Source organism: Burkholderia sp. Bp9012, assembly GCF_003853825.1.
GTDB classification, from domain to species: domain Bacteria; phylum Pseudomonadota; class Gammaproteobacteria; order Burkholderiales; family Burkholderiaceae; genus Burkholderia; species Burkholderia diffusa.
In genome coordinates this window covers 190,616-205,596 of sequence record NZ_QTQA01000006.1, presented here as the reverse complement: position 1 = coordinate 205,596, position 14,981 = coordinate 190,616, and the positions used below count along the sequence as shown (strand labels likewise).

The following is a 14,981-nucleotide window of genomic DNA, read 5'->3' as shown; positions in this document are numbered from 1 at the left end:
ATTCATTGGTAGGGGGAGATGATGCAACGACGCTTCATGCTGAAGTTCGCGGCCGCACTCGGCGCGGCCGCGCTATTCGCGAGCGCGCACGCGCAGGCCGAAACCATCAAGGTGGGCGTGACGGGCGGTCCGCACGCGCAGATCATGGACGTGGTGAAGAAGGTCGCGGCCAAGAGCGGCCTCGACATCCGCATCGTCGAATTCTCGGATTACGTGCAGCCGAACGCGGCGCTCGCGTCGGGCGATCTCGACGCAAACAGCTACCAGCACGATCCTTATCTGCAGGCGCAGGTGAAGGATCGCGGCTACAAGCTGATCAAGGTTGCGGATACCGTCACATTCCCGATGGGCATCTATTCGAAGCGGGTGAAGTCGCTGGCCGAGCTGAAACCCGGCGCGCGCATCGCGGTGCCGAATGATCCGACCAATGGCGGCCGCGCGCTGCTGTTGCTGCAGAAGCAGGGGCTGCTGAAGCTGCGTGCGGACGCCGGGTTGAAGGCGACGCCGCTCGACATCGTCGACAATCCGCGCAAGCTGAAGATCGTCGAACTCGATGCGGCGCAGATTCCGCGTTCGCTCGGCGACGTCGACGCGGCGGCGATCAACACCAACTACGCGATGGAAGCCGGGTTGAAGCCGAAACAGGACGCGATCGCGATCGAGGGCCCGAACGGCCCTTACGCGAACGTTCTCGCAATTCGCGACGCCGACCGGAGCAAGCCGTGGGTCGCGAAGCTGGTAGCGGCCTACCATTCCGCGGAAGTGAAGCAGTTCATCGAACAGAAGTTCGGCGGCGCGGTCATCGCCGCCTGGTAACACGTGGTGCTGGGCGCGCCCGGTGACGATTAGAGTTGATGATCGAAAACCCGGGCTTTGCGTCCGGGTTTTTTCTCTTTTAAAATAGAACGACCGTTCGCTATTGCCGGCGCGCCGAAGAGGAGCGTTATCCTCGATAGCCGCGATGGATTGGTCCGCTTGGCCGCGCAGTCATGAGGCCTCGCTATAGAATGGCCTCTGGTCGTATTCGTAACTTTGGAGCGTGTGCATGAAAATCCTGGTGCCAGTGAAAAGAGTGGTCGATTACAACGTGAAGGTCCGCGTGAAGTCGGACAACACGGGCGTCGACATTGCGAACGTGAAGATGTCGATGAACCCGTTCGACGAAATCGCGGTGGAAGAAGCGGTGCGCCTGAAGGAAGCGGGTGTGGCGACCGAAGTGATCGCGGTGTCGGTCGGTGTGACGCAAGCGCAGGAAACGCTGCGCACGGCGCTGGCGATCGGCGCGGATCGCGCGATCCTCGTCGAATCGAACGACAGCGTCGAGCCGCTGGCGGTGGCGAAGATCCTGAAGGCGCTGGTCGACAAGGAACGGCCGCAACTCGTGATCCTCGGCAAACAGGCGATCGACGACGATTCGAACCAGACGGGCCAGATGCTGGCCGCGCTGGCAGGCCTGCCGCAAGCGACGTTCGCGTCGAAGGTGACGATCGCCGATGGCCGCGCCACGGTTGCGCGTGAAGTCGACGGCGGCGCGGAAACGCTGTCGCTTCAACTGCCGGCGGTCGTCACGACCGACCTGCGCCTGAACGAGCCGCGCTACGTGACGCTGCCGAACATCATGAAGGCGAAGAAGAAGCCGCTGGAAACGGTGAAGCCGGAAGACCTGGGCGTGGACGTCACGCCGCGTCTGAAGACGCTGAAGGTGGCCGAGCCGCCGAAGCGCGCGGCCGGCGTGAAGGTGCCGGACGTGAAGACGCTGGTCGAGAAGCTGAAGACCGAAGCCAAGGTGCTGTAAGAGGGAGCGGAAAGAAATGACGATTCTGGTGATTGCAGAACATGACAACGCGTCGATCAAGGCCGCGACGCTGAATACGGTGGCGGCGGCCGCGAAGATTGGCGGTGACATTCACGTGCTGGTCGCGGGGCACAACGCGCAGGGCGCGGCCGATGCGGCAGCCAAGATTGCAGGCGTGTCGAAGGTGTTGCTGGCCGACGCGCCGCAGCTCGAAGCGGGCCTGGCGGAAAACGTCGAAGCGACCGCGCTGAACATCGCGAAGGACTACTCGCACATCCTCGCGCCGGCAACCGCCTATGGCAAGAACATCGCGCCGCGCATCGCCGCGAAGCTGGACGTCGCACAGATTTCGGACATCACGGCGGTCGATTCGGCCGACACGTTCGAGCGTCCGATCTACGCAGGCAACGCGATCGCGACGGTTCAGTCGAGCGATCCGATCAAGGTGATCACGGTGCGTGCGACGGGTTTCGATCCGGTGGCGGCGGAAGGCGGCAGCGCGTCGGTCGAGAAGATCGAAGCGGCGGCCGATGCAGGCAAATCGCAGTTCGTGAGCCGTGAAGTGACGAAGCTGGATCGTCCGGAGCTGACGTCGGCGAGCATCATCGTGTCGGGCGGCCGCGGTCTGGGCAGCGGCGAAAACTACACGAAGGTGCTGGAGCCTCTGGCCGACAAGCTGTCGGCAGCGCTTGGCGCATCGCGCGCGGCAGTCGACGCCGGCTACGTGCCGAACGACTATCAGGTCGGCCAGACCGGCAAGATCGTTGCGCCGCAGCTGTACATCGCGGTCGGTATCTCGGGTGCGATCCAGCACCTGGCCGGCATGAAGGATTCGAAGGTGATCGTCGCGATCAACAAGGATCCGGAAGCGCCGATCTTCAGCGTGGCCGATTACGGCCTCGTCGGCGACCTGTTCGCGCTCGTGCCGGAGCTCGTGAACGAACTGGGCTGACACGGCGTGACTTGACGCTTCGGCGGCAAGTACGCAGGACGAGGGGGCGCGATATGCGCCCCTTTTTTTGTGCGACGACAGAAGCGGGCGGGGGGGGCTGTCGGGCAGCGAGCCGTGCTCGCTCAATGCCGCGCCGAACATGTCGTCGTGCGGACAGGTGGGCCAGAAGAGTTGATCGTCGGCGCGAATGGCAACGACCGTGCGCGAGTCGACGGAGGCCCTGTTCCGAGCCCGCAACGCATTCGCTGTAACGAAAAAGGCGCCCTCGGGGCGCCTTTTTCGTTGATGCGGACCGGCCTGCGTCGCGGCGGGCCGTTCCGACTTATGCGTATGCCGGGCGCGTCTGGCCGGCTACGTCCTTCAGGTAGCGATGCACCGACAGGTCGTCGGCCTGGATTGCCGGCTTCTTGCCCGAGATCAGGTCGGCGAGCAGCTGGCCCGACCCGCAAGACATCGTCCAGCCGAGCGTGCCGTGGCCGGTGTTCAGAAACAGGTTCGAGACCGGCGTGCGGCCGACGATCGGCGTGCCGTCCGGCGTCATCGGGCGCAGGCCTGTCCAGAACGTTGCCTTCGACGTGTCGCCGCCGCCCGGGAACAGGTCGTTCACGCACATTTCGAGCGTCTCGCGACGCGCGGCACGCAGGTTCTTGTCGAAGCCGACGATCTCCGCCATGCCGCCGACGCGGATGCGCTGGTCGAAACGCGTGATCGCGATCTTGTAGGTTTCGTCCAGCACCGTCGACACGGGCGCGGCCGTCTCGTCGACGATCGGCGCGGTGATCGAATAGCCCTTCAGCGGATAGACGGGGATCTTCATCAGGTTTGAGATGAAGTTGGTGGAGTACGACCCGAGCGCGACGACATATGCATCCGCGCGCACCGTCTCGCTGCCGCACTGCACGCCGGCGATCTTGCCGCCCGCGATCGCGAGCGCGTCGATCGGCGTGTTGTAGCGGAACTTCACGCCGAGCGATTCTGCGAGCGCCGCGAGGCGCGTCGTGAACAGCTGGCAGTCGCCGGTTTCATCGCCCGGCAGGCGCAGGCCGCCCGTCAGCTTGTGCGACACGGCGGCGAGCGCCGGTTCGGCATTCTTGAGCTCGGCCGGCGACAGCAGTTCGAACGGCACGTTGGCTTCCTGCAGCACCGCCATATCCTTCGCCGCGCCGTCGAGTTGCTGCTGCGTGCGGAACAGTTGCAGCGTGCCGCCCGTGCGGCCTTCGTACTGGATACCCGTGTCGGCGCGCAGCGCCTGCAGGCAATCGCGGCTGTATTCGGCGAGGCGGACCATGCGGCCCTTGTTGACTGCATAGCGCTCGGCCGTGCAGTTGCGCAGCATCTGCCACATCCACTGGAGCTGGAAGCGCGTGCCGTCGAGGCGGATCGCGAGCGGCGCGTGCTTCTCGAACATCCACTTGACGGCCTTCAGCGGCACGCCGGGCGCGGCCCACGGCGCGGCATAGCCGGGCGAGATCTGACCTGCGTTCGCGAAGCTCGTCTCGAGCGCCGGACCGGCTTCCCGGTCGATCACCGTGACTTCATGACCGGCGCGCGCGAGGTAATACGCGCTTGCCACGCCCACCACACCGCTGCCCAGAATGACGACTCGCATAGCTGCTCCAGATGGAAGGATCAGGTCGAGGCCGGGCGCACCTGCGTCTCCGTGTAACCTCTAGCTGATCTAGTTTTTTGCGCTATGGTATTGTCGAATGTGTAGGTTTTGTTATCGTATTTTTCAGGTTTTCAGCATAAACAAATGAGAACGCAACGCCAGCCAGTACGCTCGCTCGACAAGCTCGACCGGCGCATCCTCAAACTGCTCCAGGACGACGGCCGGATGGCGATGAAGGACCTCGCGGAGCAGGTCGGGCTGACCGTCACGCCGTGCATCGAACGCGTGCGGCGCATGGAGCGCGACGGCGTCATCACCGGCTATCACGCACGTGTCGATCCGGGACAACTGGGTGCCGCGTTGCTGGTGTTCGTCGAGATCACGCTCGGCCACAAGGGCGGCAACATGTTCGAGCAGTTCCGGCGCGAAGTGATGAAGATCGACGAGGTGCTCGAATGTCATCTCGTGTCCGGCGACTTCGACTACCTGATCAAGGCGCGGATCGGTGAAATGGCCGACTATCGCAAGCTGCTGGGTGACATCCTGCTGCAGCTGCCTGGCGCGGTGCAGTCGAAGAGCTATGTCGTGATGGAAGAAATCAAGGAGACGCTGACGATCTCGGTCGGCGAATGACCCTGGCTGTGGCCTACGGTTCGTCCCTCTATCTCACCCTTGGCATGCTGCACCCAATACTGTATAAATGTACAGTATTGGGTGCAGGCGAATGGGTGAGTGCATGGGCGGTCGGTCCGACAACGAATTTCCGATAGCGCCGCCGGCGCCCCGCAAGGGGCGTGGTGCGGTCGACAACCTCCAGGGGCGATACGAAACGGCGCTGCGTGAAGCGGTCGACGACGGCTGGACCCACGAATCGGTCGATACCGATCTGCCGGTTCCGCTGCGCACGCAGGTATTCGAGGAGCGCGCGAAGAGCATCCTCACGCACAACCAGTCGCCGGACATACCGTTCAGCGTGTCGCTCAATCCGTATCGGGGCTGCGAGCATGGCTGCATTTACTGCTTTGCACGGCCGACCCATAGTTATCTCGGTCTGTCGCCGGGGCTCGATTTCGAGAGCCGCATCTATGCGAAGGTCAACGCTGCCGAATTGCTCGAGCGCGAGATTTCGCGCAAGCGCTACGTGCCGGAGCCTATCGCGCTTGGCGTCAACACCGATGCATACCAGCCCGTCGAGCGCGATCTGCGCATCACGCGCAGCGTGATCCAGGTGATGCACGATCACGGGCTGCCGTTCGCCGCGATCACGAAATCGTCACTGATCGAGCGCGATCTGGATCTGCTGGCCCCGATGGCCGAGCGCGGGCAGGTGATGGCCGCGGTCACGATCACGACGCTCGATGCCGATCTCGCGCGTACGCTCGAGCCGCGTGCGGCGACGCCGGCGCGCCGGCTGCGCACGATCCGCGCGCTGCGCGACGCGGGCGTGCCGGTGGGCGTCAGCATTGCACCGATGATCCCGTTCGTCACTGAGCCGGACATGGAGCGTGTGCTGGAAGCCTGTGCGGAAGCCGGCGCAACGCACGCGAGTTACATCATCCTGCGGCTGCCGTGGGAGGTCGCGCCGCTGTTCAAGAACTGGCTCTCCGCGCATTTCCCCGATCGCGCGGAGCGCGTGATGAACCGCGTGCGCGACATGCGCGGCGGGAAGGACTACGACTCGGATTTCGCGAAGCGGATGAAGGGCGAGGGAATCTGGGCAGACCTGTTGCGGCAGCGGTTCCGTCAGGCCGTGAAGCGGCTCGGGTTGAACGAGCGCGCGAACGGCATTCTGGATCTGTCGCAGTTTCGCGGTGCGCCGGCAACCGGGGCGGCAGCGCAAAGCCCGATGGCGGGCGCAACCGGCGCGACGTCGCGTGACGACGTGCAGCTGAGGCTGTTCTGAGCTGACCGACGCGCGTCGGTGCTTATTGCGAGATTTGCTTCGCCGCTTCGACTTGCGATTCGAAGTATGTCTGGAAGGACAGCGCGAGCGCGGTCATCAGCAGGAACGCACCGATCAGCAGCGAGAAGATCACGATGAAGATCACGGTCCAGCCTGACTGGCTGTGCTTGCCGGTATCGGCATTGAATTGCGCGTCCCATTTCTCGTCGGGGCGCAGGCCGTAGACGAGCGCGGCGAGGAACGCAGCCAGAAGCGAGATCGCACCCGGCACGGCGAGCCACCAGCCGAGGTTGGCACTGCGCTGGGTCGCGGCGAGCAGCAGGAAACCCGGGATCCCGACGATCGTCGCGAGCAGGTGCGCCCAGCCGTACACGTCGCGAAAGCCGTACAGGTAGAAGCGGTGCGCACCGAGCGAGCCGAGGAGGAACGCGAGGGCGGCGGTGAGCGTCTTGGAGCGAAAGCGGCGGGACGACGATGCGGTGCTGCTGGACATGGATGGCGGCGGATTATCGTTGGCATGGGCGGCCGGCAGGCCGGCGCGGGGCGCGTGGCCCGGCAGGCATTCTACGATGCCCGGTCGGGCCGGGTCACCCCTTGCCTGCGTCAAGGTGCCGCATAGGTGACGCGATAGATGGTGCCCGCATAGTCGTCGCTGACCAGCAGCGAGCCGTCCGGCAGCGGCAGTACGTCGGCCGGGCGCCCCCACACGGTGCCGTCCGCGCGCAGCCAGCCGGTGATGAACGGTGTCTGGCTTGCGTGGCTGCCGTCGGCCGACACGACCGCGCGCATCACGCGATAGCCGACCTTCGTGCTGCGATTCCACGAACCGTGCTCGGCAATGAAGATGTTGTTGCGATATGACGCCGGAAACATCGGCCCCGTATAGAAGCGCATGCCGAGTGCCGCGACGTGCGCGCCAAGTTTCAGCACGGGCGGTACGTAGCGGTGGCACACGTCGGCGCTCCCGAATTCAGGGTCAGGCGTGTCGCCGCCGTGGCAGTACGGAAAGCCGAAATCGAGGCCTGCGTGCGGCGCACGGTTCAGTTTGTCGTCGGGCACGTCGTCGCCCATCAAGTCGCGCCCGTTGTCGGTGAACCACAGCTCGCGCGAATCGGGGTGCCAGGCAAAGCCGACGGTATTGCGCACGCCGCGGGCAAACACTTCTCGGCCGCTGCCGTCCGCGTTCATGCGTGCGATGATCGCGTATCGGCCGCGATCGGCGAGGCACACGTTGCACGGTGCGCCGGTTGGCACGTAGAGCTTGCCGTCGGGGCCGAATGCGATGAATTTCCAGCCGTGATGATGGTCGGTCGGCAGCGCGTCCGTCACGACCGTCGGCACCGGAGGACTGGCGAGCCGGTCGTCGATGTGGTCGAGGCGCAGAATGCGCGACACGGCGGAGATATAGAGCGCGCCGTCGCGATACGCGACGCCGACGGGCATGTCGAGCCCCGATGCGATCACGTGTCGGGCCGTGATCCGGCCCTCCTGCATCACGAATGCATGCACGCGACCTTCCTGCGACCCGACATACAGGATTCCGCGGGGCGACCATGCCATTTCGCGGGCGGTCGGCACGGCGTCGGTCAGCACGTCGACATGGAAGCCGGATGGCACGACGAGTTTGTCCACCGGCGTTGCGGCGCAAGCCGCGGCGGCTGCGAGACAGGTGACGAGGCCGGTCAGCAAGCCCGCGAGGCGGTGCTGCGCGCGGCCCGCCGGGGTGACGCAAAATAGCGGCATGGCGGCGGTGAGCGTCGTGGACACGACGATTGTATGCCTGGCGCGCAGGGAGTCCGTGGAATTTTTGCGCGTAAGTGTTTGTTGTGGCTTTGGTTTCCGGCTATAATCGCACGTTTCAGTAGTTTCGAACCCGGTTTCCCCGAAGGATTTCATATGGTTATCATCCGTCTGGCTCGCGGCGGCTCGAAGAAGCGCCCGTTCTACAACATCGTCGCTACCGATTCGCGCAACCGTCGTGACGGCCGCTTCATCGAGCGCGTCGGCTTCTACAACCCGGTCGCCACGAAGGGCGAATCGCTGCGTATCGCTCAGGACCGTCTGACGTACTGGCAAGGTGTTGGCGCGCAACTGTCGCCGACCGTTCAGCGTCTCGTGAAGGAAGCGCAAAAGGCGCAACCGGCTGCCTAACATGGCGCGGTGTGCCGGTCGTGCCGGCTGCAAGGAGCATTGATGTCCGGTCACGATTCCGGTAACGCAAAGCGCGGGCGAGCGTCGTTTGGCGCATTCGTCCGCAAGCCGGTCGAGCGCGACACTGTCGCGAGCGCCGGTGAGGCTGCCGAGTCGCGCAGTCTCGAGGCGGTGCAAGCCTGGCCCGACGATGCTGTCGAGGTCGGGGCGGTAGTCGACGCCTACGGCCTGAAAGGCTGGGTCAAGGTGGCGACGCATGCCGACGCCGGTCGTGGCGGCGATGCGTTGCTCAACGCGCGCTGCTGGTGGCTGGAACGGGGTGGGGAGCGGTTGTCCGCTCGCATCCTGCAGTCGAAGACGCACGGCGACACTGTCGTCGCGCATACCGCGGGTGTCAGCGACCGCGATGCCGCACTGGCTTTGCGCGGCTTTCGCGTGTTCGTGCGCCGGGAAGATTTCCCGGTATTGGCCGCGGACGAATTCTATTGGGTCGACCTGATCGGCCTCGAGGTCGTCAACGAGCAATCGGTGGCGCTCGGGACGGTGAGCGGGATGATCGACAACGGCGTGCATTCGATCATGCGCGTCGAGTATCCGGCAGCCGGCAAGGATGGTCGGCCGACCACCGGCGAACGGCTGATTCCGTTCGTCGGCGTCTACGTCAAAACGGTGGATCAGGCGGCACGTCGCATCGTCGTCGACTGGGAAGCCGATTACTAATGAACCAGGTTACGGAGAGCGCGGTGCAGTTTGACGTCGTCACGCTCTTTCCCGAAATGTTCCGCGCGCTGACCGACTGGGGTATCACCAGCCGTGCCGTGAAGCAGGGGCGCTTCGGGCTGCGCACCTGGAATCCGCGTGATTTCACGACGGACAACTACCGCACGGTCGACGATCGTCCGTACGGCGGCGGTCCGGGCATGGTGATGCTTGCCAGGCCGCTAGAGGCTGCGATCGGTGCTGCGAAGGCAGCGCAGGCGGAGCAGGGCGTCGCGAGCACGCGTGTGGTGATGATGTCGCCGCAAGGTGCGCCGTTCACGCACGAACGTGCGGTGCGAATGGCACAGGAGCCGGGTGTCATCGTGCTGTGTGGCCGCTACGAGGCGATCGATCAGCGTCTGCTCGACCGTTGCGTTGACGAGGAAATCAGCCTCGGCGATTTCGTTCTGTCCGGCGGCGAACTGCCGGCGATGGCGATGATGGATGCCGTTGTGCGCCTGCTGCCCGGCGTGCTGAACGATGCGCAGTCGGCCGTGCAGGACAGCTTCGTCGACGGGCTGCTTGATTGTCCGCATTACACGCGCCCCGAGGAGTACGAGGGGATGCGCGTGCCGGACGTGCTGCTCGGTGGCCATCATGCCGAGATCGAGCGGTGGCGGCGCCAGGAAGCATTGAGAAATACGTTGCGGAAGCGGCCGGACCTGATCGTCCGGGCGCGCCGCGAGAAGTTGTTGAGCCGTGCCGACGAGGCCTGGCTTGCGAACCTCGCACGCGAAGCGAAGAACGCCTCCTGAGGCGGCGTCGCGGGCGGGAAATGGCGGTGCCGTGCATGCGTGCGCGGCGCCTGATGTGAATCCATCCTCTATCGGGGCCAAGCCTGGAAGCAGGCGGGTGCAAACGCCGACAAGATGGCTTTAGGAGTCAGTGATGAATCTGATTGCAAAACTTGAGCAGGAAGAGATCGAGCGCGCGCTCGCCGGCAAGACGATCCCCGAATTCGCCCCGGGCGACACGGTGATCGTGAACGTGAACGTGGTTGAAGGTAACCGCAAGCGCGTTCAGGCGTACGAAGGCGTCGTGATCGCGATTCGCAACCGTGGTCTGAACTCGAACTTCATCGTCCGCAAGATCTCGTCGGGCGAAGGCGTCGAGCGTACGTTCCAGACCTACTCGCCGCTGCTGGCGAGCATCGTCGTGAAGCGTCGCGGTGATGTGCGTCGTGCGAAGCTGTACTACCTGCGCGAGCGTTCGGGCAAGTCGGCTCGAATCAAGGAAAAGCTGGTGTCGAAGGATCGCGCCGCAGCAGCTTCCCAAGAGTAAGAGCTGTAAGGAAAAAGCACCCACCCGGGTGCTTTTTTCATTCTGGCGCGACAATATGCTCGACACGTCACGAACTCGAGACCCCGATTGAATCGCCGCCCCATCATTGATCCCGAAGTGCTGCCGGTCGAAGGCACCGGCGCCGGCCTGCCGTCCATCGAATCCCGCTTGATGACGCCGCCCGGGCTGCGCGAGCGTTTCGCGCGCACGCTCGAATGGAGCGTCGAGCCCGGAGAGGTACGGCTGCAGGAGGGCGTCGATCCGCGCAGCGCTGCCGTTCTTATCCCGCTCGTCGTTCGCGAGAGCGGTCTCACCGTGCTGCTGACCCAGCGCGCCGATCACCTGAACGACCATGCCGGGCAAATCAGCTTTCCCGGTGGTCGCCGCGAGCCGTTCGATCGCGATGCGACGGCGACCGCGTTGCGCGAGGCGAAGGAAGAAATCGGACTGGCCGCCGAACCGGTGGAGATTCTCGGTGCGCTGCCCGACTACCTGACGGGGACCGGCTTCTGCGTGACGCCCGTCGTGGGTCTCGTGCATCCCCCGTTCACCGTGCAGGCCGATACGTTCGAAGTTGCCGAGATTTTCGAGGTGCCGCTCGCGTTCCTGATGAGTCCGTCGAACCACCAGGTGCGCGTGTTCCGCTGGGAAGGCGGCGAGCGTCGTTTTTTTGCGATGCCGTATCCGAACGGCGAATCGGCCGGGTATTACTTCATCTGGGGCGCAACTGCCGGCATGTTGCGCAATCTGTACCGCTTCTTGGCAGCCGGATAGCATCCCACCCGAACCTGCGCACGCGGCCGGCTGCCGGCCCCGTCGCGTCGGCAGCCATGCGCCCCTTACGCTGTGCTATCGTTATGCAAAAAATGACATAACTCCGAAGACGGCACCACGCATGACTTTCTTTTCGGTTCTTCTCGCCCTCATCATCGAACAGGTCCGCGCGTTGTCACCGAGCAATCCGGTGTTCGCGCTGTTCCAGTTTCATGCGGAAACCGTCGCCCATGGCCTCGACGCCGGCAAGCAAAAGCATGGCCTGCTCGCATGGATCGCAGTCGTGCTGCCGTGGGTTCTGGTCGTCGCGCTGATCTACTTCCTGCTGTTCAAGGTGAGCTTCGTGCTCGCGTTCATCTGGAACGTCGTCGTCGTGTATTTCACGCTCGGCTTCCGCCAGTTCAGCCACTACTTCACCGATATCCATCTCGCGCTCAACAACGACGACGTGCCGCGGGCGCGTGAAATCCTGCACGAGTGGACGGGCCTCGATACGGTCGACATGCCGGTCGGTGAAATCGTCCGCCATACGCTGATTCATGCGGTCGTTGCGTCGCATCGCCACGTGTTCGGCGTGTTCTTCTGGTACGTGCTGCCGATCGGTCCGGCCGGAGCCGTGCTGTACCGCATCTCCGAATATCTCGCGCGCAGCTGGTCGACGCCGGGCGACGATCGCACGGCCGCGTTCTCGACGTTCGCGCAGCGCGCGTTCTTCGTGATCGACTGGATTCCGTCGCGACTGACCGCGCTCGGCTTCGCGATCGTCGGCAACTTCGAGGATGCGATCTACGCGTGGCGCAATCACACGCGCCAGTGGCCCGACCCGAACGACGGCGTGCTGCTCGCGGCCGGCAGCGGCGCGCTCGGCGCGCGCCTCGCGGGGCCGCTCGCGGAACCGTCGAGTCTCGACGCGTTGGCGGTCGGTGACAGCGGCCCGTTGACGGTCGGTGATGATTGCACGCCGCGCACGCTGCAGTCCGCGGTCGGCCTGGTTTGGCGCGCCGTGATCCTGTGGATGATCCTGCTGTTGATGCTGACGCTGGCCGTCTGGGTGTCGTGACGCGGCAGCGAACATGCGCGATGAAACGAAAAGGCCGGCTTCATGCCGGCCTTTTTGCTGTGCGTCCGGTTAGTCCGCTCAGTCGTCGAGCGGATCGCGTACGGCGCCGCATTGCCAGCAGGCGGTGAACTGGGCCTCCAGCGCCTCGCCGCATTGGCGGCAGCGCCACGAAACCGCGCCGGCCGACGGGCCGTGCGACGCCGCATCGAGGAGCCGCCGGGCGAGTGCATCGTCGCGCTCGTCGTCGAGCCACAGCTCGGGGGCGCAAGCGTCGGCGGGCAAGCCGCCGAGCGCGCCGGTCGCGTAGCAGTTGTGCAGTTCGCAGCCGATGCCGGCCACCTGCAGCACATTCGCCCAGTGCTGCGCGGTGGCGAGATCGGGGGCCTTGAAACGCATCGCGGCTCCTGTCGGTGAAGGCCGGGCCGGCCCCGGCCGCCTTCTGTCCGCCGTGCGGTCAGCGGACGATCTGGCTTGCCTCGTGCACGAGCTGTGCGTAAAGCGCATGCCGCGACGGTGAAATGCGGCCGTCGGAGACGGCTTCGAGAATCGCGCAGCCCGGCTCGTGCAGATGATGACAATTATAGAAACGGCAGTCCGCGAGCAGCGGGCGGAATTCCGGGAACGCGCGCTCGAGGCGGCCTTCCGTCAGGTGGTAGAGGCCGAATTCCTGGAAGCCCGGCGAATCGATCAGTGCGCCGCCGCCTTCGAGCGGGTAGAGGCGCGTGAACGTCGTCGTATGGCGGCCGCTGTTGAGCGCGGCCGAGATTTCGCGGGTCGCGGCTTCGGCATCGGGCACGAGCAGGTTCACGAGCGTCGACTTGCCCATCCCGGACTGGCCGAGCAGGATCGTCGAATGCCCGGCCAGATGCGGCATCAGTTGCGCGCGCGCATCGTCGGGCGAGCCCTTCACCGACAGTTCGAGCACGTCGTAGCCGAGCACGCGGTAGGGCGCGAGGCGCTCGCGGGCGACCGGCAGCGCGGCCTCGACGTCGATCTTGTTCAGCACGACGAGCGGCTTCAATTCGTTCGCTTCGGCCGCGATCAGCGCGCGGCCGAGGAGGTCCTCGCTGAAATAGGGCTCGGTTGCGAGCACGATCAGCAGCTGGTCGAGGTTGGCCGCGAACAGCTTCGACTTGAACTGGTCGGAACGGTACAGCAGGTTGCGCCGCTCGCCGATCTCGACGATCACGCCCTGGTCCGCCGACGCCTGTTCGTACACGACGCGGTCGCCGACCGCGATCTCGCTTTTCTTGCCGCGGGGGAAGCACTGCAGCATCGGGCCGCCGTCGTCGGGCGCGACGATGTAGTGGCGGCCGTGCGCCGCGATCACGCGGCCTTCGACACGCGACGCGCCTGATGCGCGCGCAGCCGGCTTGCGGGAGGTCGGCCGGCTCATGCGTGCTGCATCAGGCGGTCGATCCGCTGCGACGCCGGCGGATGCGAGTAGTAGAAGGCCGTGTAGACCGGGTCAGGCGTGAGGGTCGACGCGTTGTCCTCGTAAAGCTTCACGAGCGCGCTGATGAGATCCTGCGCGTCGGTCTGGCTGGCCGCGAACGCGTCGGCCTCGAATTCATGCTTGCGCGACGTGAGGCTGCTGAACGGCGTCGCGAAGAACAGGAACACGGGGATCGCGAGGAAGAACAGCACGAGCGCGGCGCCCGCGTTGCTCGTGTCGAGCGAAGGCGTGACGCCAAGCCCCGTGTAGAACCACGTGCGCTGCGCGAGCCAGCCGAGCAGCGCGAGCAGCACGAGGCTCAGCACGAACGACACGAGCATCCGCTTCATTACGTGGCGGCGCTTGAAGTGGCCGAGTTCGTGCGCGAGCACGGCCTCGATCTCCTGGCCGGACAGCCGCGCGAGCAGCGTGTCGAAGAACACGATCCGCTTCGATGCGCCGAAGCCCGTGAAATAGGCGTTGCCGTGCGCGGAACGGCGGCTGCCGTCCATCACGAACAGGCCCTTCGCCGCGAAGCCGCACCGTTTCATCAGCGACTCGATGCGCGTGCGCAGCGCTTCGTCCTTCAGCGGTTCGAACTTGTTGAAGATCGGCGCGATGAAGGTCGGGTAGATCAGCAGCACGAGCATCTGGAATGCAACCCAGACGATCCAGGTCCACAGCCACCACAGGCTGCCGGCCTGGTTCATCAGCCACAGCACGACGAACAGCAGCGGCAGGCCGAGCACGGCGCCGAGCAGCGTGTTCTTCAGCATGTCAGTGAAGAACAGGCGCTTGGTCATGCGGTTGAAGCCGAACCGCTGTTCGATCCCGAACTGGCGGTAATACTCGAACGGCACGTCGATCACGCTCATGGTTGCGAGCACGGCGGCGACGAGCGCGACCTGCTGCCCGTAGCCGCGGCCGAACCAGCCCGTCAGCAGCGTGTCGAGGGCACCGACGCCGCCGAGCAGCGTGAGGCCGACCAGCACGGCCGCGCTGACGACGATTTCAAACATTGCCAGCCGGGTGCGCTCGACCGTGTAGTCGGCCGCGCGCTGGTGGGCGGTCAGCGGAATAGTGGCGCTGAACTGCGCGGGCACGCCGTTACGGTGTGCGGCGACGAAGCGGATCTGCCGTGATGCGAGCCACAGCTTGGTAACGACCATCGCGAGCACGGCGAGCGCGAACAGCAGGGTGAACGAAAAGGGTGACATCGAAGGCGCCAAAGGGTTCTATGCGAGAATTATATGTTCTTGCGG

General features: G+C 65.0%; 17 protein-coding genes. 11 read left to right on the top strand and 6 right to left on the bottom strand.

Annotated features, from left to right (window positions below; translation table 11 throughout):
* Positions 1–21 precede the first annotated feature (21 nt).
* From DIE11_RS10610 to DIE11_RS10600, 3 genes are all read left to right on the top strand, one after another.
* Positions 22–816: a MetQ/NlpA family ABC transporter substrate-binding protein gene (locus DIE11_RS10610; RefSeq protein ID WP_124623395.1), complete on the top strand. Its 795-nt coding sequence runs from the start codon at positions 22–24 to the stop codon at positions 814–816.
* A gap of 229 nt (positions 817–1,045) precedes the next feature.
* Complete coding sequence (locus DIE11_RS10605; protein WP_124623394.1) at positions 1,046–1,795, top strand: electron transfer flavoprotein subunit beta/FixA family protein; 750 nt, start codon at positions 1,046–1,048, stop codon at positions 1,793–1,795.
* 16 nt (positions 1,796–1,811) lie between these two features.
* On the top strand, positions 1,812–2,747 hold the full coding sequence (locus tag DIE11_RS10600) for an electron transfer flavoprotein subunit alpha/FixB family protein (RefSeq protein WP_059590178.1): 936 nt from the start codon (positions 1,812–1,814) through the stop codon (positions 2,745–2,747).
* Positions 2,748–3,069: 322 nt separating this feature from the next.
* Here DIE11_RS10600 and DIE11_RS10595 read toward each other — a convergent pair whose 3' ends face one another.
* A complete protein-coding gene (locus DIE11_RS10595; protein WP_124623391.1) occupies positions 3,070–4,356 on the bottom strand; it encodes a D-amino acid dehydrogenase in 1,287 nt (428 codons plus the stop codon).
* A 144-nt stretch (positions 4,357–4,500) separates the two neighbouring features.
* On the opposite strand from DIE11_RS10595, the gene DIE11_RS10590 reads away from it, so the two are divergent.
* Together DIE11_RS10590 and DIE11_RS10585 are read left to right on the top strand one after the other, a co-directional pair.
* The gene (locus DIE11_RS10590) at positions 4,501–4,989 is read left to right on the top strand and encodes an Lrp/AsnC ligand binding domain-containing protein (protein WP_006762687.1); all 489 of its coding nucleotides are present in this window, start codon (positions 4,501–4,503) and stop codon (positions 4,987–4,989) included.
* Positions 4,990–5,080: 91 nt separating this feature from the next.
* Positions 5,081–6,259: a PA0069 family radical SAM protein gene (locus DIE11_RS10585; RefSeq protein ID WP_124623388.1), complete on the top strand. Its 1,179-nt coding sequence runs from the start codon at positions 5,081–5,083 to the stop codon at positions 6,257–6,259.
* Positions 6,260–6,281: 22 nt separating this feature from the next.
* Here the strand turns inward: DIE11_RS10585 and DIE11_RS10580 are convergent, their stop codons facing one another.
* Together DIE11_RS10580 and DIE11_RS10575 are read right to left on the bottom strand one after the other, a co-directional pair.
* Positions 6,282–6,752, bottom strand: coding sequence for an NINE protein (locus DIE11_RS10580; protein ID WP_059599369.1), 471 nt, complete (start codon positions 6,750–6,752; stop codon positions 6,282–6,284).
* Between the two features lie 110 nt (positions 6,753–6,862).
* A complete protein-coding gene (locus tag DIE11_RS10575; RefSeq protein ID WP_124623561.1) occupies positions 6,863–8,002 on the bottom strand; it encodes a sorbosone dehydrogenase family protein in 1,140 nt (379 codons plus the stop codon).
* Positions 8,003–8,155: 153 nt separating this feature from the next.
* Here DIE11_RS10575 and rpsP point away from each other — a divergent pair, with 153 nt between their 5' ends.
* From rpsP to DIE11_RS10545, 6 genes are all read left to right on the top strand, one after another.
* Positions 8,156–8,410 (top strand): 30S ribosomal protein S16, encoded by a 255-nt coding sequence (gene rpsP / locus DIE11_RS10570; protein ID WP_006476550.1) that lies wholly within the window; start codon positions 8,156–8,158, stop codon positions 8,408–8,410.
* A 42-nt stretch (positions 8,411–8,452) separates the two neighbouring features.
* The gene (gene rimM, locus DIE11_RS10565; protein ID WP_124623384.1) at positions 8,453–9,130 is read left to right on the top strand and encodes a ribosome maturation factor RimM; all 678 of its coding nucleotides are present in this window, start codon (positions 8,453–8,455) and stop codon (positions 9,128–9,130) included.
* Entirely contained in the window at positions 9,130–9,924 is a 795-nt protein-coding gene (trmD, locus tag DIE11_RS10560; RefSeq protein ID WP_059599372.1) for a tRNA (guanosine(37)-N1)-methyltransferase TrmD, read from the top strand. The genes rimM and trmD overlap by 1 nt, the downstream gene beginning before the upstream one ends.
* A gap of 133 nt (positions 9,925–10,057) precedes the next feature.
* The gene (rplS, locus tag DIE11_RS10555) at positions 10,058–10,450 is read left to right on the top strand and encodes a 50S ribosomal protein L19 (protein ID WP_006753174.1); all 393 of its coding nucleotides are present in this window, start codon (positions 10,058–10,060) and stop codon (positions 10,448–10,450) included.
* 87 nt (positions 10,451–10,537) lie between these two features.
* Positions 10,538–11,224 (top strand): CoA pyrophosphatase, encoded by a 687-nt coding sequence (locus DIE11_RS10550; RefSeq protein ID WP_124623381.1) that lies wholly within the window; start codon positions 10,538–10,540, stop codon positions 11,222–11,224.
* 121 nt (positions 11,225–11,345) lie between these two features.
* On the top strand, positions 11,346–12,284 hold the full coding sequence (locus tag DIE11_RS10545; protein ID WP_059599374.1) for a CobD/CbiB family protein: 939 nt from the start codon (positions 11,346–11,348) through the stop codon (positions 12,282–12,284).
* A gap of 78 nt (positions 12,285–12,362) precedes the next feature.
* Here DIE11_RS10545 and DIE11_RS10540 read toward each other — a convergent pair whose 3' ends face one another.
* Genes DIE11_RS10540 through DIE11_RS10530 form a run of 3 tightly spaced genes read right to left on the bottom strand, consistent with a single transcriptional unit; the run spans position 12,363 to position 14,936 of the window.
* Positions 12,363–12,680 (bottom strand): putative signal transducing protein, encoded by a 318-nt coding sequence (locus DIE11_RS10540; protein WP_124623378.1) that lies wholly within the window; start codon positions 12,678–12,680, stop codon positions 12,363–12,365.
* Between the two features lie 58 nt (positions 12,681–12,738).
* On the bottom strand, positions 12,739–13,680 hold the full coding sequence (rsgA, locus tag DIE11_RS10535) for a ribosome small subunit-dependent GTPase A (protein ID WP_124623375.1): 942 nt from the start codon (positions 13,678–13,680) through the stop codon (positions 12,739–12,741).
* Positions 13,677–14,936 (bottom strand): M48 family metallopeptidase, encoded by a 1,260-nt coding sequence (locus DIE11_RS10530; protein ID WP_059599377.1) that lies wholly within the window; start codon positions 14,934–14,936, stop codon positions 13,677–13,679. The genes rsgA and DIE11_RS10530 overlap by 4 nt, the downstream gene beginning before the upstream one ends.
* Positions 14,937–14,981: the final 45 nt, after the last annotated feature.